Below are 23,156 nucleotides of genomic sequence, written 5' to 3'. Positions count from 1 at the left end.
TGACCGCGGAATCCAGGATTGCGGAGTTTAGATATTGGATCCCGCGTTCGAGCCGTGGGAATTCGGTGATGGTAATAGCTATGCCTATAAACCGAATATCTGCGGCTTGACCGCGGAATCCAGGATTCCGGAGATTAGATATTAGGTCTCGCGTTCGAGCCGGGGGAACTCGATGAAGGTACGAGCAAGTTCTACACTTCGAATTTCCGCGGCTTGACCGCGGAATCCAGGATTGCGGAGTTTAGATATTGGATCTCGCGTTCGAGCCGTGGGAACTCGATGAAGGTACGAGCAAGTTCTACACTTCGAATTTCCGCGGCTTGACCGCTGAATCCGGGATTGCGGAGTTTAGATATTGGATCTCGCGTTCGAGCCGGGGGAATTCGATGAAGGTACGAGCAAGTTCTACACTTCGAATTTCCGCGGCTTGACCGCGGAATCCAGGATTGCGGAGTTTAGATATTGGATCTCGCGTTCAAGCCGCGGGAATTCGGTTGCTCTATAAGCAAGCGCTATACTTCGAATTTCCACGGATTGACCGCTGTGAACAGTCTCCTCAACTGGCATAGGTCAGTAATTGGAGATATTTCATTGCGTTCAGGATTATGAAATTAAGACAAATTTCAGACTTTTGTATGATTTTTAACAAATAAAGAGGATATTGATGTCAGCATTATTTACTTCCAATAAACGAGTGGTTTCTGGAATGCGTGTCAGTGGAAGATTACATCTTGGACACTATCACGGTGTTTTAAAAAACTGGATTAAATTACAACATCAATACGATTGCTTCTTTTTTGCTGCCGATTGGCACGGCTTGACTACACAATACGAACATTCAAGTTTTATAAAAAATCACCTTTGGGACATGATCATCGATTGGCTCGCTTGTGGAGTAAATCCTGGGCTGTCTAAACTATTTATCCAATCATGGGTGCCCGAACATGCTGAGTTGCATTTGCTTTTATCGATGATAACGCCGCTTGGATGGTTAGAGCGAGTCCCTAGTTTTAAAGACCAGCAAGAGAAAATAAAAGAAAAAGATTTGTCTACTTATGGGTTTTTAGGATATCCGGTATTACAAAGCGCGGATGTGTTATTGTATCACGCGGATTATGTTCCTGTTGGTGAGGATCAGGTCGCTCATATTGAATTAACACGCGAGATAGCTCGTCGGTTTAACCATATTTATGGCAAAGAAGCCAATTTTGAAGAATTGGCGACTGAAGCAATAAAGAAAATGGGTAAGAAAAACAGCAAAATTTACACCGATTTACGAAGACAATTTCAGGAACATGGAGTCCATGAAGCAATAAAAACTGCTCAAGCGCTTCTTGAGGATCAATCAAACCTTTCTATTGGTGATAAAGAGCGTTTATTGGGCTACCTCGAAGGCAGTGGTAAAATTATATTACCAGAACCTCAACCATTGCTAACTGAAATAGCTAAAATGCCCGGGACTGATGGTCAAAAAATGTCAAAATCCTATCATAATACGATTATGTTGCGTGAAGAACCGGCGCAAGTGGAAAAGAAAGTTTTAACAATGCCTACAGATCCCGCTCGAATCAAGCGTACCGATCCTGGCGAACCTGAAAAATGTCCGGTTTGGCAATTTCATAAAATTTATTCAAAAGATGATGTTAAAGATTGGGTACAAACAGGATGCCGATCTGCGGGTATCGGGTGCATAGACTGTAAACGTCCGGTAATTGATGCAATTAATCAGGAATTGCAACCTATTCAGGAATCAATAGCGGATTATGAATCTGATTTGGGTTCAGTGAAACGCATCGTTTCTGAAGGAAGTGAGGCTGCCCGGGAGGAAGCTATTAAAAATATGAATACCGTTAGAGAAGTAATGGGATTGGATTATTAATGAATGTCGAGTTATCCAATAAACCTGAGATAAGAGCCATTGTTGATGGAGTGGAACTTACTCAGGTTCCTGATGACTTATTTATACCGCCGGATGCATTGGAAGTTTTGTTGGATTCATTTAGCGGGCCATTGGATCTGCTTTTATATCTCATTCGCAAACAAAATATAGATATTCTGGATATTCCCATGGTCAGCATTACTCGGCAATATCTCCAATACATTCAATTGATGGAATGCAGACGGCTCGAATTGGCCGCTGATTACTTACTCATGGCAGCAATGCTAGCGGAAATCAAATCACGATTATTGCTTCCTGTTACCCCAAACTCTGAAGATGGGGAAGAGGAAGATCCTCGTATGACTTTGGTTAGAAAGTTACAGGCTTATGAACAAATCAAGGAAGCCGCCCAACTACTTGATGCTCTTCCTCGAAAAGACAGGGATAATTTTATTATTCAAATTACTCCAGATGAAATTGAAACAATAAAAGTTCATCCTGATGTTGAGTTATCTGATTTGATTGAGGCAATGAAAGGATTATTGTTGCGAGAAGAACAAATGACTCATCATCAAATTGCCAGAGAGGCAATGTCTGTTCGTGAGCGCATGAGTCTTGTTTTATTAAAGCTACAGGAGCATAAGGTCTTGGAATTTACCCAATTGTTTCTCCCCGAAGAAGGACGCATGGGATTAGTTGTTTCTTTGTTAGCCATTCTTGAGTTGGCAAGACAATCTTTAATCGTCATCACTCAAAATCAGCCTTTTTCTCCCATCCATCTACAGGCTGCGTGATATGGATGAAAATGAACTAAAAAATATAGTTGAAGCACTTTTGTTGAGTAGTTCCGATCCTCTTTCCCTGGATCAGTTGCTCGAAGTATTTGATGAGTGGGAGCGTCCTGATCGTGTTCAATTAAAACAAATTATTTCTCAGTTACAAACCGATTATGAGACTCGCTCATTTGAGTTAATTGAGGTGGCTGGAGGATATCAGATGCAAACGAAATCTTCCTACAGCAACTGGATCGCTCGATTACAAATAGAAAAACCGAGTAAATACTCGCGTGCATTACTTGAAACTTTGGCAATAATTGCTTATAAGCAACCTGTGACAAGGGCCGATATAGAGGAAATACGTGGTGTTGCGGTGAGCAGTCACATCATGAAAACCTTGATGGAGAGAGAATGGATTCGTATTGCCGGTCATAAGGACGTTGCCGGGAAACCGGCTGTATATACTACAACCAAAGAGTTTTTAAATTATTTTAATTTGACTTATTTACATGAACTTCCATCCCTGCCTGAAGTTTTGGAAACATTAACTTTGCATAGTGCAAACCAACCTAATGAAGAGTGTATTACTGAATGAGCAATGAACGGTTACAAAAAATATTAAGCCAGGCTGGACTTGGTTCTCGTCGTGAAATGGAACGTTGGATAGAAAATGGTTGGATTCAGGTTAATGGTAAGCCCGTTAAGTTAGGTGACTCTGCTGGAGCGAATGATAAAATTACCGTAAAAGGTAAACTGATTTCTAATCCATTAAAAATTAAACAAAATACTCGAATACTCCTATATCATAAGCCTGTAGGTGAAATTTCCAGCCGACATGATCCTAAGTTCGAGAAAACCGTATTTGATAATTTGCCCCATCTTCGCCAAGGCCGTTGGGTTCAGGTAGGAAGGCTGGATCTGAATACTTCAGGGTTACTTATTTTTACTAATGATGGAGAATTAGCCAACCAACTGATGCATCCAAAATACGGTTTGGAGCGAGAGTATGCAGTTAGGGTTCATGGTCAGGTAAGTCCTGAAGCATTAGTGAATTTACAAAAAGGTGTTCAATTGGATGATGGCATGGCTCAATTTACCAAAATCGAGTTTCGTGGTGGTGAAGGCACTAACAGCTGGTATCATGTTACCTTAAATGAAGGAAGAAATCGTGAGGTCAGACGGCTTTGGGAGTCGCAAGGAGTCGAGGTAAGCCGTTTGATTCGAATCCGTTATGGGATGCTGTCCATGCCCAGATTTTTGACTCGAGGTCAGACCTATGAATTAACGCCAAAACAGGTGACCGAATTTATTGCTTCTTTGTCTACAGAGTAAATTATTTCCTAATCTCATAAATGGTATTGCACCTTTTAGTGAAATCCAATTCTATTCATTATCTTTCTAGGTATAGGGTGAGTTTTATACCTCCCGAATGTGGTAAATAATAGAATTGGTGGGTTCACCCATTTTAAACTGCTCATATCCGGGTGGTCACTATCTTCCTATTTTTCCTTCTAGTCTTTTGGGACGTTTTTTAGTGATTTCTTCCTCACTGTACTTGATACAAAAATTCCGGATAATTTTAAAAATCCTATCGAGCTTGTTTATAAGAGGCAGGAGCAAATTCAGAGGCTGGCCAGGATTGTTTATGTTATCAGTGTCTTGAAATGGTTGTAATGCTTCTGGAGGTCTAGTTACTATATAATAAGTAACTCCCCTGGTACGTCATCCTGAGCGTAGCGAAGGATCTCAAACTGCCCGGAACCGAGCCAGATTCAGGAGATCCTTCACTTCGTTCAGGATGACGTGAGTACGTATTGGTTACCTTAAAACCAATCTTATCCACAACCTTGGGAGTTACTATATAATAAATAAACGAATTATGAAAAACTCATGGTTTATTGTTTAAAATAGAGGTCAATTAATTTAAGAGTTTTTCTTAATCAGATATATCAATTGTTTTGGGAGATTCTTCGCAGCGCTCATGATTGGGGAATTCCGAGGGCTGAAAGCACTAATCAGGGAGTAAAATTGGTTACTATTTCTCTTACTAATAAAAATCCTGACTCAAATGATCATTCCGTGGCGATTAATCTTAATAGCGGAGTGTGTTCCTTTCCTGATAAACGCGAAGTGCCTCTAAGTGAATTTATCAAGCAGGAAGATTTTGTTCATCCTTTATTATCAGAGCCTTTTGTGCATTCAGCTGATCATGTTTATCTTTATGAGTATGATAACATTACGCAATTATTTTATTCTGCTGTTTTTGTTTATAAAACTTTATTGCACGCAGATAATCCCAATCTTTGTGTTTTTAAAATACAACCCTCTTGTCAATTTCAACAGAATAAAGTACCGGAGGAACTCTATTTTTCTATAGATGGAACGAAACCAGCTACTGAATTAATTTCTGTTATGCAGTTAAATAAAATTGTCAGTACATTAATGAGAGATTCTTTTGAATATTCTGAAGATTTCGTCATTAATGATACTTTTACTGTTGATCAGCTTCCTTCTTCGGTAAATGGAGATTTGTTTTATCCTGATAAAGAACCTTTTTATGAAGTTTTTGGACACACCGCCAATCTGTCCAGACTCGAATTACGCTATATCAATCCAGTTATGGGATTTGGTGTATTTTGCAGAGAGCCAATAAAAGCAGGTGAGTTCTTGGGGATCTACACTGGAGTAAAACAAGTCAATCTACCATCCATCTTAAATTATTCATACAAACAGAACGGAGACAGTTTGAGTATGATTCTTGATGGCAGAAATTACGGGAATATAACACGATTTATCAATCATGCGCCAAATCCTGATACAAATGCACCGTCTGCTGACTCTTCAAATCAGCTGTTTTCAAATTCCAAATGCAGTATTTACATAATAAACGGCTTGTCTTTCATGGTATACCTTACAACACGTGATGTTATGCCGGGAGAACAATTACTTGTGGATTATGGATCGGCCTATTTTCAAAAATCCACTCCAATCCTGTTTAAATCTAATGGACGACCTGTTAATCGTTTTACCAGAATGTCAAAAAAGAAATTAGGGCATCTTAGAGTTATGGCTCATCATGGTGTTGTAAAAGCACAAAGATATTTGCAATTAAGAATGGTGTTCATCATTACTCTAATCTGTATTCTTATGGCGGGTCTGCATTTGTTGTCTATCTAAATGCGTTAAGTTTGAATCCTGTGAGAATGTGCCAGACAACTTATTTAACTATCTGTTTTTGTAACCAATCAGCAATATATTGTCCTGTCTCTTCAATCACCTGGACTGCCTGAGCATACAATTGATTGAATAATTCACGCTCGCCTGATTTCCAATATTTTTCAACATACTGACAGGCTAATTTCATACGTGTTGTACCCAGATACATCGCGCCACTTTTAATTCTATGAGCTATGCGTTCTACTAAAGGATAGTCCTGATTATTAAATGCAGTTTTAATACGATTTAAATCATCGGGTATTTGTTTTAATGTCATTAAAGTGAGCAACTCTAATAAAATGGATTCGTTTCCGCAATTTTTTAGCGCCAGCTTTTTATCAAAGAGAGGGAATTGATCCAGTTGAAATAATTCGTTATTGTGTTTTGGCAAATCGTGTTCCTTTTTATTTTATTGCTGAATAGATTCTTTCTGCAGAAATGAATGTTTTAATTATATCAGTAACATGTGCTTGAGTGAGAGTATTTGTTAGGATTTTATCCATTTCCTCTTTTTCAGGACTTTAGTCTTTTTAAACCTAATGTCACGTGAACCGTTCGCCTGAAGGAGGCGCGACACCGATCTTTATCATCATGCACATTAGGTTAACGCGCCGTCTCAAAGGGTTTTCAACATCAGGGTGCACGGTTCTGATGTGGTTAAAAATGGTCTACAACACCTGGTCAACCACCTTAAATTTGTCGGACATGTCTCCGACGTATTCAGGATGATTAGCCAAATCCAGTTTTTTAATCACATTCTGGTTGAGATCAAAACGATCCAGATGTACCGTAATTAAATTCTGGTTTTCTGTAGATTGAAAATAATAAATTTTATTGGTTAAGTCTGAAACAACACGCCATATAGTTAATGATGTATTTTTTGAAGAGTAGGGATAAGCCACATTATTCATTATTGCCAATATCCCGGCCAACTCATTTTGTGTTGAGCTGAACTCTGGTAAGGCTAGTGAATAAAAATGGGCGCGAACAAAACGATGTGTGGAACTGGTAGTACCGGGTAAGGGTTTGCTACCGCCAAATACTTTGTATCGAGTTAAGTTAGTTAGTTGCTTATCATAAGTTGGATCATTGGTTACTGTGGTGTTATTTCTATCATGGTAGATGTTCAATGTTCCGTTGATGTATTCGAAAATTGCAGAATCGCCAGAAGCATCATCAAGAACCAAATGTAATTTTCCCCATTGTTGTGTGGCTGGGTGAAAATATGGGGTGATTTGAATTGGATTGGATTGGGTAAAATGGACGGCATCTTCTACATTTTTAAAGTTATCAAGATAGTATTGCATCCATTGAGTAATGGATAAACCGGGTTTGGATAGATCGCGAATTCCATAGTCGGTCTCCTCCAGCCATAGGACATGGGCGGCAAGTCCCATTTCGTTAAACCCATCTGTTGTAAAATCTTCATATCCTGTAGCCACAATACTCCCATATTTTGAAATCCATGATATCCAGTTGCTTTGAGTCATGCTCGCTGGATCACTGCCGGATCGACTGATATTTCTGGGATAAACAATCAAATTGGTACCCATGTCTTCATTCCAGTCCATGCTGCGACCTACCATGACTGCGTTTTTTTTATCCGTAACAAGTATACGAGTACATGCAGTTGATGAGGATATATAGAACGATAGAAGGGAGCATAATGATATGAGCCAAAATCCTTTTTTTAGTTTGATGGACATACTTTTCCTCTAGATTAATTATTTTCCGTAATAATTCTTTAATAGTGAATATTCAATGGACTTAGGTTTAGTATTATATGGGTGACTAATTAAATCAATAAACCAATCCAAATTATTTAAATTGAAACTGCTCTGTGGTTCGCTGAATTGAAAAAGTGCTGGTATAAGACACGGCTGTCTCATTAAAAATATGACGTCTTTCCGAGCGTAGCGAGGAATCTCCTGCAAGGTTGCACGATCCCATTAAAATGCAGCCATTAAAATCATATCAAGAGTTGAGTCTCCTCAGCCAGCCTTTTTCTGCAGGCGCCTAATGCTCATATCCTTACATTTCTTTTTGGTATTTTGTAACCTGTTCAAAAAATAATAGTTCCGTTTAAGGATACAATTTCTTTCTATCAATTCTTGGATCTTCGAGCGTGTCGAAATGATATAAAAATCCAGGTACATCTTCTGATGACATCATTAAATTCCTTGTAAAAAAAGAGTTTAAAAGGTAATGATAATTAATGCATTAATTCAGATTGTACCAATTTGCAGGAGATTCCTCGCTACGCTCGGAAAGACGTGATATTTTTAATGGGACAGTCGTGTGGTATAAGAGAGTTAATCTATAACTTATTGAATTACTATGTAATAATGAATCCATTGGGATAGCTTTTGAACGATTATTTTTTTTTAAAATGAGCTGCTTCTAGATCATTTGCTGCGTGCAATTCAGGAAATTGATATATGTGCTGTACGAGCCATAGAGTCCTTTAACCTCCTGCTTGGAATTATTTGTGACGAACTGGAATAGAACAATTAAGGATTAAGAATGGTATTTAGGAGAACATGGTTTCAATTGTTTGTCATTCTCTTAATATTGCCCTCATGCTCTGCTAAATTTATGGGCAATGATCGTGTGGTACAAAAAAACATCAATCATCTCCGAATCGTAACGTATAATATAAACTGGGGTAACAGTACCTGGCCGATTACTGCGCCGCAGAAAACGGTTGATGCAATAAAACTGTTGGATGGTGACATTGTTTTGCTACAGGAAGCGACTGCCTTTTGGCAAAACTACTTTAAGGAGCACCTTTCTGAACTTTATCCTTATCAGCTATTTAAACCTAAAGATGATGGCGGGGGACTTGCTGTACTGACTAAATACCCAGTAAGAGATCAGCAATATACACATTCTCTTATAGGTTGGCACCCTGGATGGATTTTTGATGTTGCCAGCCCTTACGGAAAAGTGCAAATTGCGAATCTGCACTTAACTCCTCCATTAATCAGTAAAGATAATTTGAATTTTAATTTGAGTGCTTATTTTTCAACGCCAGCTATCAGGGAGCGGGAAATCGAATTTTATTATCAATTCATCCAGCCTTATTTACCAACTGTGATTGCTGGTGATTTTAATGAGGGTACTCAGGGATTGGTTACCCAGTTTTTAAATCAACATGGATTTACCGATGTGCAATTCCAACAGGGCAAAAAGAAAAGTACCTGGCAGTGGCGCTTTGGTTTATTTATGGTGCAACAACAATTAGATCATATATTTTACAACAACTCCTTTATTGAAACTAATGCACAAGTCTATTATGGTGGTGACTCGGATCATTTTCCTCTGGCTGTTGATTTAAAGCCTGTCACATAAAACGATGAGACAGGCTGTTAAAAATCAATTGAGGCAAAAATTTATTAAAAATGGTTCTTCACTGATGTGTCCTTAGATCTATTGAGTTATCTGAAACTCCAGCAAGGTAAAGAACCCACTCCAGTGCTTTGTCCAACGATGGTCATAGTAATCATTGTTTTTAACTCGTTTTAAAAGTTTGCCATTCTCTACTTTAAACAGAGGCGCAGTATCATTTAACTGCTCAATTGCATTATAGTCGGGAAATAAGCTCATTTCCGGATAACTGTCGGGTATTGTCCCTGTACTGAAGGTAGAATAAATTCCATCGGCTGATCGTTGCATGGCATCAAGCAGAACGGCTCTTTGTAATTCAGCTTCTGGTTTGTAGAGATTGCCATCTCCATAGGCTGTCCAACTGGTGCCTTCTGCATTCACAACATTTAAGCCGTGTTGATTGTCCTCATTATGCATCAAGTTAGCGATGAGAAGATTTAATGAGGCCGGCAAGTGTATTTTATCGGATATTGCGCGTCGTGGTGTTCTCATGTGGCCAGCAGAGAATGAGTCGGTTAGGTAATGGTTTGCAAAAGCATTCTGTGCATAAGCCAGTTCGAGTAACTGCTGCGCTTCTTCATTTTGTCCGGCTTCTTTTTTTGCAAATCCTTTCAATGCAGTTTCTAATGCAAATCGATGGCCTGTTTTATAAGCAATTAAGGAATCAGGCGCAAAATGATCGTAATTGACTTCTGCCAGTTTAATATAAGTACCGAATGGAATGAACGCGCTAATAACTGATCCACCGCAAGTCAGTTTGTTTAATTTCCTGGTGATGTCTACATCTTCTTTATTATAAAAATCCCAATCACTTTGCCCCTTCTGGCGTGATAATTCTAGTTTTTTTTCGATCTCTATTAGATAATTTCTGATATTAAGCGCTTGATTTATTGGATTGGAACACTGTTTATCCTTTAGTGTGCCTTTGACCGCCATAGCCTCAAACTGTGCCTGAAAACAGGAGAGCCTTTCTTTTTCAGAGCAGCTTGAGATTGTTTTGTCAGGGTCTCCAAAAATATCGCCAGCGTACATGACAATTTCACCGTAGCTAAGTTTTAATCCGTTTGGCAGGGTTAACTTGAAGCTGCCACTAGATGAATTTGATGAAGAGAGGCGTAATCGCACAAGGTCGCCTAAGTTTTTGTGTTCCAGGCTGGCAAAGCCTGGTCCGTATTGTTCCATAAGTTCAACAGGGGTTTTAGGCATTAAATAGGAGTTATTTGAGCCATTATTAGCATGAAGGGGGATAACGACTAACAATGACAAAGGTAAAGCTCGTGTGATATTCTTCAACATTATGCATTCCCTTGATTAAGATGTTAACTATATGAGCATTTATTTCATGTTGTGCATCCATGCAGTCTTTTAAAAATAGCACAAATTTTGTATAAAGTGATACTTAAATGAGATAATTTCCATGAAGAGAGTTAAATCCAGGCCGGATCCTGCCCCCCAAAGAGCACATATTGATAATCTAAGTCATGATGGCAAAGGTGTAGCGCGTATCGATGGCAAAGCTACTTTTATTTCAGGTGCGTTACCCAATGAACAGGTTGAATTTCAATATACTCGAGTAAAAAAAGATTATGATGAAGGGAGATTGCTCTCCATCATTGAACCATCACCATTACGTGTCGAACCTAAATGTCCACATTATCAATTGTGTGGTGGGTGTTCGTTACAACATATGAATGAACAGGAGCAAATACATTTTAAACAGGATCAATTGTTGGACTTATTAACCCGTTTTGGGCATACCAGTCCTCAATCCATTTTGCCCCCATTGACAAGTGCTCACTGGAATTACAGAAATAAAGCACGCTTGAGTGTTCGTTTTGTGGAAAAAAAACAGTCTGCGCTCGTTGGATTCAGGGAGCGGAACAATCCGAGATACATTGCTGAAATTACTCAATGCCCTGTTTTGCACGCCAAACTGGACGCTGACATTATCCCCTTGAGGAACTTAATTGATTCTATGGAGGATAAACATTGCATCGCTCAAATTGAGGTTGCAGCTGGAGATTCTGAAATAGCGTTGATATTTCGAAATTTATCGCCACTCAATGCCAATGACGAGCTTAAGATTCAACAGTTTGCTGAACAGTATCATTATAAAATATTTCTGCAGCCAGGTGGTCCGGACACTGTACATTGTTATTATCCCGAAAAAGCCAGTGATTATTTGACGTATCAATTGCCTGACTTTGGTATTAAGTTTCAATTTCATCCGACAGATTTCACCCAGGTTAATGCTGAGCTGAATAGAAAAATGGTATCCCTGGCCATAGAGCTTATGGATCTGAAAAGTTCTGATAAAGTGCTAGACTTATTTTGTGGGTTAGGAAATTTTTCTTTACCGATGGCAAAATTTTGTTCGAAAGTTATTGGTGTTGAAGGCAGTAAAACCATGGTCGATCGCGCCTACATGAATGCTCAGGCGAATGGCTTGTCCAATGTGGAGTTTTATGCAGCCAATTTAGATGATATTACAGAAGTCAGTAAACTGACGCACCAATCAGTAAACAAAATACTTATTGATCCTCCTCGTTCAGGTGCCTTGGAACTGGTCAAACAAATTGACTCCATCAATCCTGAACGTATAGTTTATGTATCGTGTAATCCCATAACATTAGCCAGAGATACCGATGTACTGGTAAACCAAAAAGGCTATGTATTGATTAAAGCGGGTGTGATGGATATGTTTCCGCATACTGCGCATGTTGAATCAATAGCCTTGTTTGAAAAAGGATAAATTTCATGGTTAGAGTAAAAGATACGACGCCACTGCTGCCCGATGGAAGTATTGATGTTGAAATGTGGCTTCATCAGCTTGGCTCCAAAGGGTATTTGGACAATCTTGAACTCATTCGTAATGCGTGTACTTTAAGTCAGCTCGCAGGACAGGAACATGCTACTGAAACAGGACAGTCTTGTCTGCAACAAGGTTTGTCCATGGCTGATTTACTTGCCGATCTTGAAGTGGATCAGGAAACACTAGCCGCGGCTATTATATTTGAAAACGTACATTATTCTGACTTGTCTCATGAGGATGTTGAAGAGCAATTAGGGCATAATATTGCAAAATTGGTAAAGGGTATTGAAAAGATGGGAGCCATGAATAATTTTCAGGCCCTGAATAAATACCCTCAAAATAAAAATCAGATCGACAATATCCGGAAAATGTTATTGGCCATGGTGGATGATGTCCGCGTTGTTCTGATTAAACTTGCAGAGCGTTTGTGTGTTTTGCGTACAGCAGGACATTTATCTGAAGCGGTACGAATACAGCTTGCAACAGAAGCTATGGAAATTTATGCCCCTCTAGCAAATCGCTTGGGTATCGGGGCGATAAAATGGGAAATGGAAGATCTGGCATTTCGTTATCTGCATCCAGATGAATATAAAGCAATAGCAAAAGGGCTTAAAGCAAAGCGGCTGGACAGGGATAATTTTGTTAACATGATTGTGGGGCAATTAAATCACCAGATTAAAGCTACTGGCGCCCAGCATTTTGCTGTGTACGGAAGATCGAAACACATTCATAGCATTTATAAAAAAATGACGAGGAAGAACGTATCTCTGGATGAGATATATGATGCGACCGCTGTTCGTGTTTTAGTCGATACCGAAGCTCAATGTTATGAAGTTCTGGGAATGGTTCATACTTTGTGGAAGCAAATTCCTGCTGAATTTGATGATTATATTTTCAATCCTAAACCTAATGGATATCAATCCTTGCATACTGCGGTTGAAGGTCCGGAAGGGCGAGTATTTGAGGTGCAAATCAGAACGTTTCACATGCATGATCTAGCTGAAATGGGGGTTGCTGCGCATTGGAAATATAAAGAAGGTGGTGTTCAGCAAAAAGAAAGTCATGAGAGAAAAATTGAATGGCTTCGTGATGTATTGGCATGGCATCAGGAAATGGCTACCAATAAAGGTGTTGCAGAGAATATTGCAACAGAGTTCCTTGAAGATCGAGTCTATGTATTTACTCCTGATGGAGATGTTCTTGATTTACAGCAAGGGGTCACTCCTTTGGATTTTGCTTATCATGTGCACAGTGATTTGGGGCATAGATGTCGTGGGGCGAAAATCAATGGACATATCGTTCCTTTGACTTACCAACTAAAAACGGGCGATCGGGTTGAAGTATTGACCGGGAAAGAAATCAAACCTTCGAGGGACTGGATAAATCCTCATCTAAATTACTTAAAAACTGCCAGAGCAAAAGCGAAAGTTCTGCATTGGTTCAAAATGCAGGATTACGATGACAATGTGCAGGATGGTCGTGAATTATTAGATAAAGAATTGAAATCTCTGGGGATAAAATCGGATAAGCTTGGCGATGTGGTCGTTGCCCTCAACTATAAAAAAATTGATGATCTCTATGCCAGCCTTGGTCGTGGGGATATTAAAATAGGGCAGATAGTGAATCGCCTGGCGCCTCCGGAGACAACTGAACACAATATAATCAAGTTTGCCAAACCTCAACATAAGCCTGAAGTAACTGGAAGTGATTTACGTATAGAGGGTGTCGGTAACCTGTTAACCTTTATGGCACGATGCTGTCAACCTGTTCCGGGTGATGAAGTTATGGGCTATATCACTATAGGTCGGGGAGTTTCGATTCATCGTAAGGATTGTCCTAACATAATTCATGCTAGCGAAAAGCAGAAACAGCGTTTCTTACAAGTTAACTGGGGTACTTCTACTCGAGAAAATTACGTTGTGGATGTCTTGATTAAAGCATTCGATCGCTCTGAATTATTAAAAGACGTTACTTCATTACTCTCTAATGAAAAAGCACATGTTTATTCCTTACAAACCAGTACAGATAAACATGAAAACATGGCGTATATAACACTGACAGTGGAAATTGATGGATTAAACAGTTTGTCCCGATTATTGACTAAATTGGAGCAAATACCTAATGTCCTGGAAGCAAGACGGCAGTTATAAATCAAGATAAAGATTTCTGTGCTATAATGAGCCTAAGTGCTTATTACGGAGTCTAATTTAATGCCCGACAAGATCATTCCGAAAAATCTCCATGCTATATGGTTAGGCGGAACATTAAGAGAGGATGGTGAAAAAAACCTGATTGACTGGAAAAAGCAAAACCCGGATTACACATTAAATTTATGGGTGGATTCGAGAACCTATTTAACCAGTGAACTTCAGGAATTATATAAAAATTTGATACTCTGGGCTAAAACAAATGGCATTGTAATTAACGACATTAATCCGGATATTAAGGAACAACAGCGATTGCAGGATGTAAATTATCCACGTGAAATTTATGAGAATATGGCGTCTTCAAAATATTATGAAGATGAATTATTTATTGAACAGCCAAATTATGCCGCCGCTTCAGATATTTTGCGAGCTGAAATTTTATACCACCAGGGTGGTATTTATTTTGATGCTGAAGATGTATTTCCAGGAGAACCACTAGGAAATTTATCGTGTACACACGGTATTTTAATTCATAAGACGACAAATGGACTGAATAATGATCTGATTGCCAGTGAAGTAAACGGTCCCATGATTGATTCGTACCGAAAAGTGATTCAGCGGAATTATGACGAATTATACAGTTTACCTTTGGTGCATAAACTGGCTCATCAATCTCAGTATTATGAAAGCCATAGAACGACAGGTAGAAAAGACTCAACAATTAGGATTTCTGGTCCAGGTGCATTGGCACAAGCAGTTAATGCTGTAGATAGGGGATTGGCGTCTCCATACGGAATGATTAATAATGCTGTTGCGATGGACCCTAAAACATATACTCTACCGCCGAAGCAGGCATTAAGTTGGTACAATGCTGAAGCTGCTTCCAACCCGGATATGATCGTTGCTCAATTTAGGTCAAATGTTAAAGATTATTTTAATATGTTGGTTCAATACATCGATGAAAATGGCTTACATCCAGAGTCTTTAGATACTTTAAAAAAGTGCTCCAGTTTGATTAGTGAATTCTCTCCCACAAAGACCATGACCCAACTCATGAAGCACCTGTATGAAAATTTATCAGAACAAGAGATAGAAACTCTAAAAAACATCAATATACCTATTGCAGTACAGGATAAGTTTGGTTCTAACTTTGGGGATCGTTTGGCTCATTATGCTCAAACTACAGATGCATTTGTATTATCAATTAAAGCTGCTGGGGTGAAAGAAGATCTGTTAGGTTCATTTATGAAGGAGCTTAAAGACAATACGTCCCTGGATGATTATATCGCTGATTATCAATTTAATGAAGAGTTTACAAAATATAGCTTCCCATATTTTTTACATCGCGTCTTGCCCCAGGGTTATAATGCATTGGTTGAAAATCATCACTACAGTCATATATCCTTTTCGTGTGATCCTTCGGTGAAATTTCAGCCAGTCTCAGCGGATCAACAGGTTGCAATTACAGAACAAGTCGCAAAAGAATTTAATGAGTTAACTTCAAAAAGTTCTGTGCTGTCATCCGGGGGCTTCTTCGCCATAAAATCAGAACTGGCACAAGTAAAACATGCTAAAGATATTGAGCTTATAAGTGATTACATGAAACAAATTACTGCACCTATGGAGCGAGGGCATTCACAGGAATTGAAGGGAGTTCTGAAAGACAGGTCGCATGGCTTTGTTGCTGGAATTAGCCGCACCACGGGCACAGCTTATGTCAATGATCGGTTTATGAGTGCACGATTCTCTCCAGATGGTACGTTGAGTTTTCATAAAAGAGAAAATAATCAAAGCCCATGGCTTGAGATATCTGCAGATGAAGCAGTAAAAACCAATGGTTTATTCAAACAAATTGTTGCTCACCAACAGGACTTAATAAATCAACAGGTCCAATCAGCTGGTTCAAAATTAAAAGGGTAGTGTTTCAATTTTGATAAGTGAGAAGTGCGGTTGTGTACTTCTCACTTAAAGATGAAACCAGCGACTACCCTGCGAAGTTCACTTAATAAAACGTTGTATGTACGGCAGGCTGCTCCTATTGACATCGCTTCGATACCAATTCCCATCCTTGATAATTCGCTGATTATTGAGAGAGGAGGAAATACACCAGTATCTTCATGACCGATGATGATTATTTCAGGATTTGATTTGGTTATAAGTTCCAAATACGGTGAATTGATTTCCTTTATGCTGTTTATTGCAACATCGATAATGATTTCTTCTCGTGAAACAATTAAACTAGACTCATAAATGATGGAATTTATCTGAATCTTATTATTTTCATATGCCTGAATAGCATGCTGTTCTGATGCTTCTAGATTGATATTCATGGTTTTAGAAATTTCATTAAGTTATAGTGGCTACAGTATATCACAGAGGATAATCTTATGAGTCAATTTCCACGCATCAACCGTTTGCCCCCTTATGTGTTCAATACCTTGAATCAATTAAAAACTGAGGCGCGATCGCGTGGAGAGGATATTATCGATTTTGGTATGGGGAATCCCGATCAACCGACTCCGCCTCATATCGTAAACAAACTGATTGAAGCCGCTCAACGCCCTGATACACACCGGTACTCAATGTCCAAAGGCATTCCTCGGCTCAGGCGAGCTATGGCACAATGGTATCTTCGAAATTATGATGTCCATTTAAACAGTGAAACACAAATATTGGCCACAATTGGATCCAAAGAAGGGCTGGCGCATTTGGCATTGGCAATTACAGGTCCAGGTGATACCGTTTTAGTACCCGATCCTGCCTATCCTATTCATACTTATGGATTTATTATTGCTGGTGCCAATGTAAAGCAAATCCCTCTGATTGATGAAACCCAGTTTCTTGAAGCGGTTGAAGATGCGATTAATCGAAGCTGGCCAAAACCTAAGGCCTTGGTTATTAATTTTCCAGCTAACCCAAGTACACATTGTGTTGAGTATTCTTTCTTTGAACGAGTGGTTGATCTGGCCAAACGAAATAATATCTGGATAATCCACGACCTTGCTTATGCTGACATCGTTTTTGATGGGTATAAAGCACCCTCGATCCTACAAGTTCCTGGAGCCATAGACATTGCTATTGAAACGTATTCAATGTCCAAATCGTACAATATGCCAGGGTGGCGTGTGGGCTTTGCCTGTGGAAATGAAGAACTGGTCGCGGCCTTAACCCGCATAAAATCCTATCTCGATTACGGCACCTTTACACCAATACAAGTAGCGGCAATTACGGCACTGGAAGGATCTGATGATTGTGTTAAAGAAATCAGAGAACGGTACGAACAACGCAGGAACCTTCTTTGTGATGGTCTGAATGAAATAGGATGGGAAGTGACTCGACCCAAGGCAACCATGTTCGTCTGGGCCCCAATTCCTCCCCATTATCTGTCTATGGGATCGTTGGAATTCAGTAAATATTTATTAAAAGAGGCTCATGTTGCTGTATCGCCAGGCATTGGTTTTGGTCAGCAGGGTGACGGGTTTGTCCGTTTTGGATTGATCGAAAACAAGGACCGAACTCGTCAGGCTTTACGCAATTTGAAAGCTTTATTCAAGCGAGATGGTTTACTCAAGGCGGTATAAAGATGGATGTGATTATCAATGCAGACTGTGCTTCTATTCCCCTTGATGTTAACCCATTAAGATCAATGCAGCAGGTTTCACTAAATTTATTGGCAAGTCTTGGTTATGATCCGCTCAATTTACCATTGGCTGATCTGCTTCGAAATACCCATCATTTAGAGGGCGAGTGGGTGGTTCTGAGTCCAATCCATTGGACGGCATCTCATAATGATGCCATGATCATTGCCGCGGGGCGAGATGTGCAACTAAGTGACGATGAGTCACTTTACTGGTTTAAATTATTGGCAAATTATCTTCAAGAGGATGGTCTGACTCTTTATTATCATGACGCAAATACCTGGTTGTTGCATGCAGTCAATAAACCTCCTTTAAATGCAAAGCCGGCTTATTGTCTTTACAGTCACTCATTGATGCCCGAATTAGCAGAGCTGGATTCAACGATGTATTGGCAGAAATTCTTTACAGAATGCCAAATGTTTTTTGCCTCACAGCCTAATTCCTCTTTATTGAATGGTGTCTGGGCTTGGCGCGGCGGTACTTTATCCGCAAAAAAATCCATACCTGTTTGTGCTGATGAACCGTTCTTCTCAATGGCTCAGGCTTGTTCGAATAATGTCATTCCATACAGCCCATCAGTACAACTCCGTGATGCCCAAATTATTTTAATAAATGATATGGAATCACTTGATTCTCAACATAGACAGGAACTCAGTACCATGTCAACTCGTTGGTATTGGCTTGATTCCGCTTATGCTTATAAAAAACACAATTGGTTTACTCGAATTTGGAGAAGTTTGACCCATGCTCATTAAACAACGTCATATCCCAACTCATACCTTAAATCTTCCTAATGTTCCTGAGATATTAAAACGTATTTATGCGAGTCGAGGTATTCGTGATGAGTCGCAACTGGACAAACAATTACAAACGTTGCTTCCATTTAACACGTTAAAGGGAATTAATGAGGCGTGTAGGCGCCTTGAAAAAGCACTGAGAGAACAACAGAGAATTCTTATTATTGGCGATTTTGATGCGGATGGAGCAACATCAACTGCTTTAGCGATTACGGCTTTAAAGGCTATGGGAGCCCAACATGTTGAATATCTGGTACCTAATCGCTTTGAATTCGGGTATGGCCTAACCCCCGCTATAGTGGACGTGGCGAACAAATGGAAACCGCAGTTAATCATTACCGTAGATAACGGTATTGCCAGTTTTGATGGCGTGGAGCGGGCAAATAACTTGGGTATTGATGTGCTTATTACGGATCACCATCTTCCTGCTGATTCAATACCTAATGCCTGTGCCATAGTTAACCCTAATCAGGAAGGATGTGCCTTTCCAAGCAAATCCATTGCTGGGGTTGGGGTTATATTCTATGTCATGCTCGCATTACGCCGTCATTTAAAAAATGCGCATTGGTTTGCTGAAATGAATATTCCTGAACCCAATATGGCCAGTTTTCTGGATTTGGTTGCTTTGGGGACTGTGGCTGATGTGGTTGGGTTGGATCAAAATAATCGAATTATGGTTAACCAGGGCATGGCCAGAATACGTCAGGGACTTTGCAGAGAAGGTATTAAGGCTTTAATTGAGATTTCAGGAAGAGAATGTTCCCGGTTAAGGGAAACCGATTTGGGTTTTGCCATTGCACCGCGATTGAATGCAGCGGGGAGATTGGATGATATGGCTTTAGGAATCGAATGTTTAATGACATCCGATCCACTTCAGGCAAAAAACTTTTGCAAACAATTGGATGAATTGAATCAGGAGCGAAAGCACATAGAATCTGAAATGAAAGAACAAGCCATGCTTGCTTTGGATAAATTGTCTATTCACCCAGATAAGAATAATCATTTGCCAATAGCATTATGTATTTTTGATAAAACCTGGCATCAGGGAGTTATTGGTATTTTAGCGGGACGAATGAAAGAACGATATCATCGCCCCGTTATCGCTTTCGCTTTTGTAAGTGAGCATGAATTAAAAGGTTCCGCCCGTTCCGTTCCTGATTTGAATATAAGGGATGTATTGGCCGCAGTAGATAAAGATCATCCAGGTTTGATTACCAAATTTGGAGGGCATGCCATGGCTGCTGGTTTAAGTATTCGTCCGGAGAACCTGGATTCGTTTCGTGACGCTTTAGTATCTGAAGTGAATAAACACATCGAACTGTCTCAATGCGAGGGAGAGTTATTAACTGATGGGCCGTTGCAACCTGAAGAGTTAAGTTTGGAAACAGCTCAGTTAATTCAACAGGCAGGCCCCTGGGGGCAGCAGTTTGCGGAACCGGTTTTTGATAATGTATTTGAAATTCTGGATCAGCGTCTTGTTGGTAAAAACCATTTGAAAATGACACTTGCGGTTCCGAAAAGCGGAGTTCAGATAGATGCCATTGCATTTAATGTTGATTTAAAGACCTGGCCTAATCACCGGGTCAAACACCTACATGCCGCCTATAAATTGGATATCAATTTTTATATGGGACGCTCCAGAGTGCAACTATTAATACAGGCCATGAATGTTATGAATCAGGAATAGTATTTTGGAGTTTAAATTTTGCTCAGCTGCCGTGTGTTGCGTTATAATTCTCACTTTAATTAATTGGTGAACGACCTTGGACTCTAAATTATCTATTGCTCCCATGATAGATTGGACCTATACCCATTTTCGCGTATTAATGCGTTTATTGGCTCCTCATGCTTTATTGTATACCGAGATGCAGACAACCGGGGCAGTTGTTAATAATCCGGAAAGATCTTTGTTTTTTTCTGCAATGGAGCATCCCATTGCACTTCAGCTGGGCGGTTCTGATCAACATGCCCTTGCTCAATGTGCAGCAATTGCTGAGCAGAAAGGGTATGACGAAATCAATTTAAACCTAGGCTGTCCAAGCGATAAGGTTCAGGCTGGTCGTTTTGGAGCCTGCTTAATGAATGAGCCAGTTCAGGTTGCTAAGTGTATTCGTGCATTAAAACAGGCAGTGACCATTCCTGTTACAGCGAAAACTAGAATAGGCATAGACAATCAGGACAGTTATGCTTTTTTTAGTGATTTTGCTCATCGCCTGATTGATGCCGGATGTGATAAATTAATCGTTCATGCTCGTAAGGCATGGTTGAGTGGCCTGAATCCAAAGCAAAACAGAACTATTCCTCCCGTCAATTACGACTATGTTTATCGACTTAAGCAGGAAATTCCTCATATTCCGATAATCATTAATGGAAATATTGTGACGATTCGGGACATTGAAGAACACCTAAGGCATGTCGATGGCGTGATGTTGGGTCGCCTGGCCTGTGATAATCCCTATCGCATAGCAGAGATTCACCATGCTTTATACCCACAATCGGGGCAGATCAAGCGGAGCACGCTACTGATTCGCTATCTCGATTATCTGTCTGTTGAGCACAAAAAAGGGACTCCACTAAGTCTATTGATTAAACCCATTTTTAATTTGGCTCATGGTTTGCCCGGAGCAAGTCAATGGAAAAAGAAGTTAATGCAGTTTTTACAATCAAAAAATACTGAAGGGTGCGCAGAGCTAATCGACTATCTAAACGATTTGGAATCAAAAAGGGATTATGAAACAGTATGAACTGCATATAACGAAGCATAATATTAGAGCGTGTTTACAATTCATCTCCGCAGACTACCTGCCGCGACTTGTTCCCAGGATCATGGTTCTTAAGCTTCTAATAGTTTGTGCATAAAATCCTGGTTGCGAGCAACTGAATCTTATACACATCTTCACAAACCAGTCCGGTTTTACTTTATGGATCCCCGCGGTCTTCGCCGCGGGATTGCGAAATGCAGCATGCTCTCACATATCATGCGAAATCCCGTGGCTGTGACCGCGGGATCCCGTGTTTTAGCACAGCCATCCTGGTTCTGCGATCAATTCCGCTAGTCGTGGGCAAGATGTGATCAAGAGACAGTTGCGAGCAACAAGGTTACTTAACAGAGACATAGTTGATCCAGGAGAAGAATTGTAAACATACCTTATGGTGTCTCCAAATAATGACCATTAGAACAGGTATATTAATGTCCTGGTAATGTGTATTCTCCAAAATCTGAATTATAGTTTGCATTAAAGTCAATTTTTCTATTAAAATCATCGAGATTTTTTCAAGCAAAGGAACTTAAATGCATAAAAATACATACGGAATTATTCTCGGTTTAGGTGTAAGCCTTGGGTGTTTTGCTGGAGATATGGGTGTTCAAGAAACCAGCAGTTTTTATATACAGGGTATGGTGGACTACAACTGGTTAAATTACTCTGAAGCCAACACTGCATCCTATTTCGGACCACAAAATATTCGGGCTGTTGCTGCCTCTATTGATAACCGCTGGGGTTATGGCGTTGGGGCTGGTTATGTTTTTAATGACTATCTGCGCGCTGGTGTTACTTTCCAGGGTAGACCTAATATTGGTTATTCAGTAACAGATGATGCTCCAGAAACAGCCTCAGGTAATTTTAATAATTTTACCGTGATGTTTAATGGTTATTTATCAAGTCCTTCTTTTTCCACCATGGGATTTAACCCATACATCATGGGTGGCGTTGGGGTCGCTCGTAATAAAACCAATGATATCTATTGGCCATTAGCCAATCAAATTGAATTTGGTGCTTCAACAACACCTTTTGCATGGCAGGCAGGATTAGGTACCTTATTTAATCTTAACGATTGTCTGTTTTTAGATATTAACTACACCTTTGTTTCACTTGGTGAAGTTAAAAACTCAGGTCAGTATAATGCAGTAGCAGCAAACAATACACCAGCATCGGGTGCACCAACACGATTTAACAAAGTGTACAGCAACCAGGCTGAATTAGGTCTCCATTATCGCTTTTCTGTATAAGCGTTTTTCTTACCGGGTATGGCACCAGGTGCCTATACCCGGTTTTGCGCATAAGAACCCGAGTGCTCATACCAGTTTTAATGCAAATGCACCAGTAGAGAATAAAATGTTAGGTACAGCAGGTGCAGATGATGATTTTCAAGCACTTCTGCTGATTCAGGGTTTGTGAAGAACCGATCTGCATTGCTTCGCAAAGGCTCGAGATGACGTGTTTTTATGCAATAAAAAATGTTCATCGAAGTTAGGGTCTGTTGACAATTCAAGTATCGACGTCCCGCGACGTGTTCGCGGGATCCAATTCACTCTTTATAGGCGCATTATATTCTTGTTTTGCATAAGATCTATTGATTCCGCGAACAAGTCACGGAAAGTAGGCTTGAATATAATGAATTGTCAACAGCCCCTAATATTATGATGACCATGAGATTTAAGTTTTACCTTAATTATTCATCCAAACATCATGTATTCGTGGCATTTTATTCGGTTTTCTAGTAC

The 23,156-nt window shown here is 39.8% G+C and carries 18 protein-coding genes; 14 read left to right on the top strand and 4 right to left on the bottom strand.

What is annotated here, in order from left to right:
• Window positions 1-664: 664 nt before the first annotated feature.
• The 5 genes from ELY21_RS03490 to ELY21_RS03470 all read left to right on the top strand — a co-directional run bounded on the left by ELY21_RS03490 (window position 665) and on the right by ELY21_RS03470 (window position 5,832).
• Window positions 665-1,879, top strand: a complete 1,215-nt coding sequence (locus tag ELY21_RS03490) for a tryptophan--tRNA ligase (RefSeq protein ID WP_127106933.1) — start codon at window positions 665-667, stop codon at window positions 1,877-1,879.
• A complete protein-coding gene (locus tag ELY21_RS03485; RefSeq protein WP_028384554.1) occupies window positions 1,879-2,673 on the top strand; it encodes a ScpA family protein in 795 nt (264 codons plus the stop codon). The genes ELY21_RS03490 and ELY21_RS03485 overlap by 1 nt, the downstream gene beginning before the upstream one ends.
• Before the next feature lies 1 nt (window position 2,674).
• Window positions 2,675-3,250: an SMC-Scp complex subunit ScpB gene (gene scpB, locus ELY21_RS03480; RefSeq protein ID WP_127106931.1), complete on the top strand. Its 576-nt coding sequence runs from the start codon at window positions 2,675-2,677 to the stop codon at window positions 3,248-3,250.
• Window positions 3,247-3,987, top strand: a complete 741-nt coding sequence (rluB, locus tag ELY21_RS03475) for a 23S rRNA pseudouridine(2605) synthase RluB (protein WP_127106929.1) — start codon at window positions 3,247-3,249, stop codon at window positions 3,985-3,987. The genes scpB and rluB overlap by 4 nt, the downstream gene beginning before the upstream one ends.
• A gap of 696 nt (window positions 3,988-4,683) precedes the next feature.
• Window positions 4,684-5,832: an SET domain-containing protein-lysine N-methyltransferase gene (locus ELY21_RS03470; protein ID WP_127106927.1), complete on the top strand. Its 1,149-nt coding sequence runs from the start codon at window positions 4,684-4,686 to the stop codon at window positions 5,830-5,832.
• A 40-nt stretch (window positions 5,833-5,872) separates the two neighbouring features.
• On the opposite strand, the gene ELY21_RS03465 is transcribed toward ELY21_RS03470, so the two are convergent.
• Window positions 5,873-6,262: an Hpt domain-containing protein gene (locus ELY21_RS03465; protein ID WP_127106925.1), complete on the bottom strand. Its 390-nt coding sequence runs from the start codon at window positions 6,260-6,262 to the stop codon at window positions 5,873-5,875.
• A 277-nt stretch (window positions 6,263-6,539) separates the two neighbouring features.
• Complete coding sequence (locus ELY21_RS03460) at window positions 6,540-7,577, bottom strand: linear amide C-N hydrolase (RefSeq protein WP_127106923.1); 1,038 nt, start codon at window positions 7,575-7,577, stop codon at window positions 6,540-6,542.
• Between the two features lie 817 nt (window positions 7,578-8,394).
• On the opposite strand from ELY21_RS03460, the gene ELY21_RS03455 reads away from it, so the two are divergent.
• The gene (locus tag ELY21_RS03455) at window positions 8,395-9,222 is read left to right on the top strand and encodes an endonuclease/exonuclease/phosphatase family protein (protein WP_127106921.1); all 828 of its coding nucleotides are present in this window, start codon (window positions 8,395-8,397) and stop codon (window positions 9,220-9,222) included.
• A gap of 78 nt (window positions 9,223-9,300) precedes the next feature.
• On the opposite strand, the gene ELY21_RS03450 is transcribed toward ELY21_RS03455, so the two are convergent.
• Window positions 9,301-10,554: a phospholipase gene (locus ELY21_RS03450; RefSeq protein WP_127106919.1), complete on the bottom strand. Its 1,254-nt coding sequence runs from the start codon at window positions 10,552-10,554 to the stop codon at window positions 9,301-9,303.
• Between the two features lie 121 nt (window positions 10,555-10,675).
• On the opposite strand from ELY21_RS03450, the gene rlmD reads away from it, so the two are divergent.
• Genes rlmD through ELY21_RS03435 form a run of 3 tightly spaced genes read left to right on the top strand, consistent with a single transcriptional unit; the run spans window position 10,676 to window position 16,137 of the window.
• Entirely contained in the window at window positions 10,676-12,010 is a 1,335-nt protein-coding gene (gene rlmD / locus ELY21_RS03445) for a 23S rRNA (uracil(1939)-C(5))-methyltransferase RlmD (RefSeq protein ID WP_127106917.1), read from the top strand.
• Between the two features lie 5 nt (window positions 12,011-12,015).
• Window positions 12,016-14,220 (top strand): GTP diphosphokinase, encoded by a 2,205-nt coding sequence (gene relA, locus ELY21_RS03440; RefSeq protein ID WP_127106915.1) that lies wholly within the window; start codon window positions 12,016-12,018, stop codon window positions 14,218-14,220.
• Window positions 14,221-14,280: 60 nt separating this feature from the next.
• Window positions 14,281-16,137: a TcdA/TcdB catalytic glycosyltransferase domain-containing protein gene (locus ELY21_RS03435; RefSeq protein ID WP_127106913.1), complete on the top strand. Its 1,857-nt coding sequence runs from the start codon at window positions 14,281-14,283 to the stop codon at window positions 16,135-16,137.
• A 41-nt stretch (window positions 16,138-16,178) separates the two neighbouring features.
• On the opposite strand, the gene ELY21_RS03430 is transcribed toward ELY21_RS03435, so the two are convergent.
• Window positions 16,179-16,547, bottom strand: a complete 369-nt coding sequence (locus tag ELY21_RS03430; protein WP_127106911.1) for an Mth938-like domain-containing protein — start codon at window positions 16,545-16,547, stop codon at window positions 16,179-16,181.
• Between the two features lie 57 nt (window positions 16,548-16,604).
• On the opposite strand from ELY21_RS03430, the gene alaC reads away from it, so the two are divergent.
• The 5 genes from alaC to ELY21_RS03405 all read left to right on the top strand — a co-directional run bounded on the left by alaC (window position 16,605) and on the right by ELY21_RS03405 (window position 22,661).
• The gene (gene alaC, locus ELY21_RS03425) at window positions 16,605-17,798 is read left to right on the top strand and encodes an alanine transaminase (RefSeq protein ID WP_127106909.1); all 1,194 of its coding nucleotides are present in this window, start codon (window positions 16,605-16,607) and stop codon (window positions 17,796-17,798) included.
• A 2-nt stretch (window positions 17,799-17,800) separates the two neighbouring features.
• Window positions 17,801-18,610: a hypothetical protein gene (locus ELY21_RS03420; RefSeq protein ID WP_127106907.1), complete on the top strand. Its 810-nt coding sequence runs from the start codon at window positions 17,801-17,803 to the stop codon at window positions 18,608-18,610.
• The gene (gene recJ, locus ELY21_RS03415; protein WP_127106905.1) at window positions 18,600-20,339 is read left to right on the top strand and encodes a single-stranded-DNA-specific exonuclease RecJ; all 1,740 of its coding nucleotides are present in this window, start codon (window positions 18,600-18,602) and stop codon (window positions 20,337-20,339) included. The genes ELY21_RS03420 and recJ overlap by 11 nt, the downstream gene beginning before the upstream one ends.
• 139 nt (window positions 20,340-20,478) lie before the next feature.
• Window positions 20,479-21,396: a tRNA dihydrouridine(20/20a) synthase DusA gene (gene dusA, locus ELY21_RS03410; RefSeq protein ID WP_233588655.1), complete on the top strand. Its 918-nt coding sequence runs from the start codon at window positions 20,479-20,481 to the stop codon at window positions 21,394-21,396.
• Between the two features lie 548 nt (window positions 21,397-21,944).
• Window positions 21,945-22,661: an outer membrane protein gene (locus ELY21_RS03405; protein WP_127106903.1), complete on the top strand. Its 717-nt coding sequence runs from the start codon at window positions 21,945-21,947 to the stop codon at window positions 22,659-22,661.
• The last annotated feature ends 495 nt before the right edge of the window (window positions 22,662-23,156 follow it).

This window comes from Legionella sp. km535 (assembly GCF_003990085.1).
Lineage (GTDB): Bacteria > Pseudomonadota > Gammaproteobacteria > Legionellales > Legionellaceae > Legionella > Legionella moravica.
This window is presented reverse-complemented; position numbering and strand designations above follow the sequence as displayed.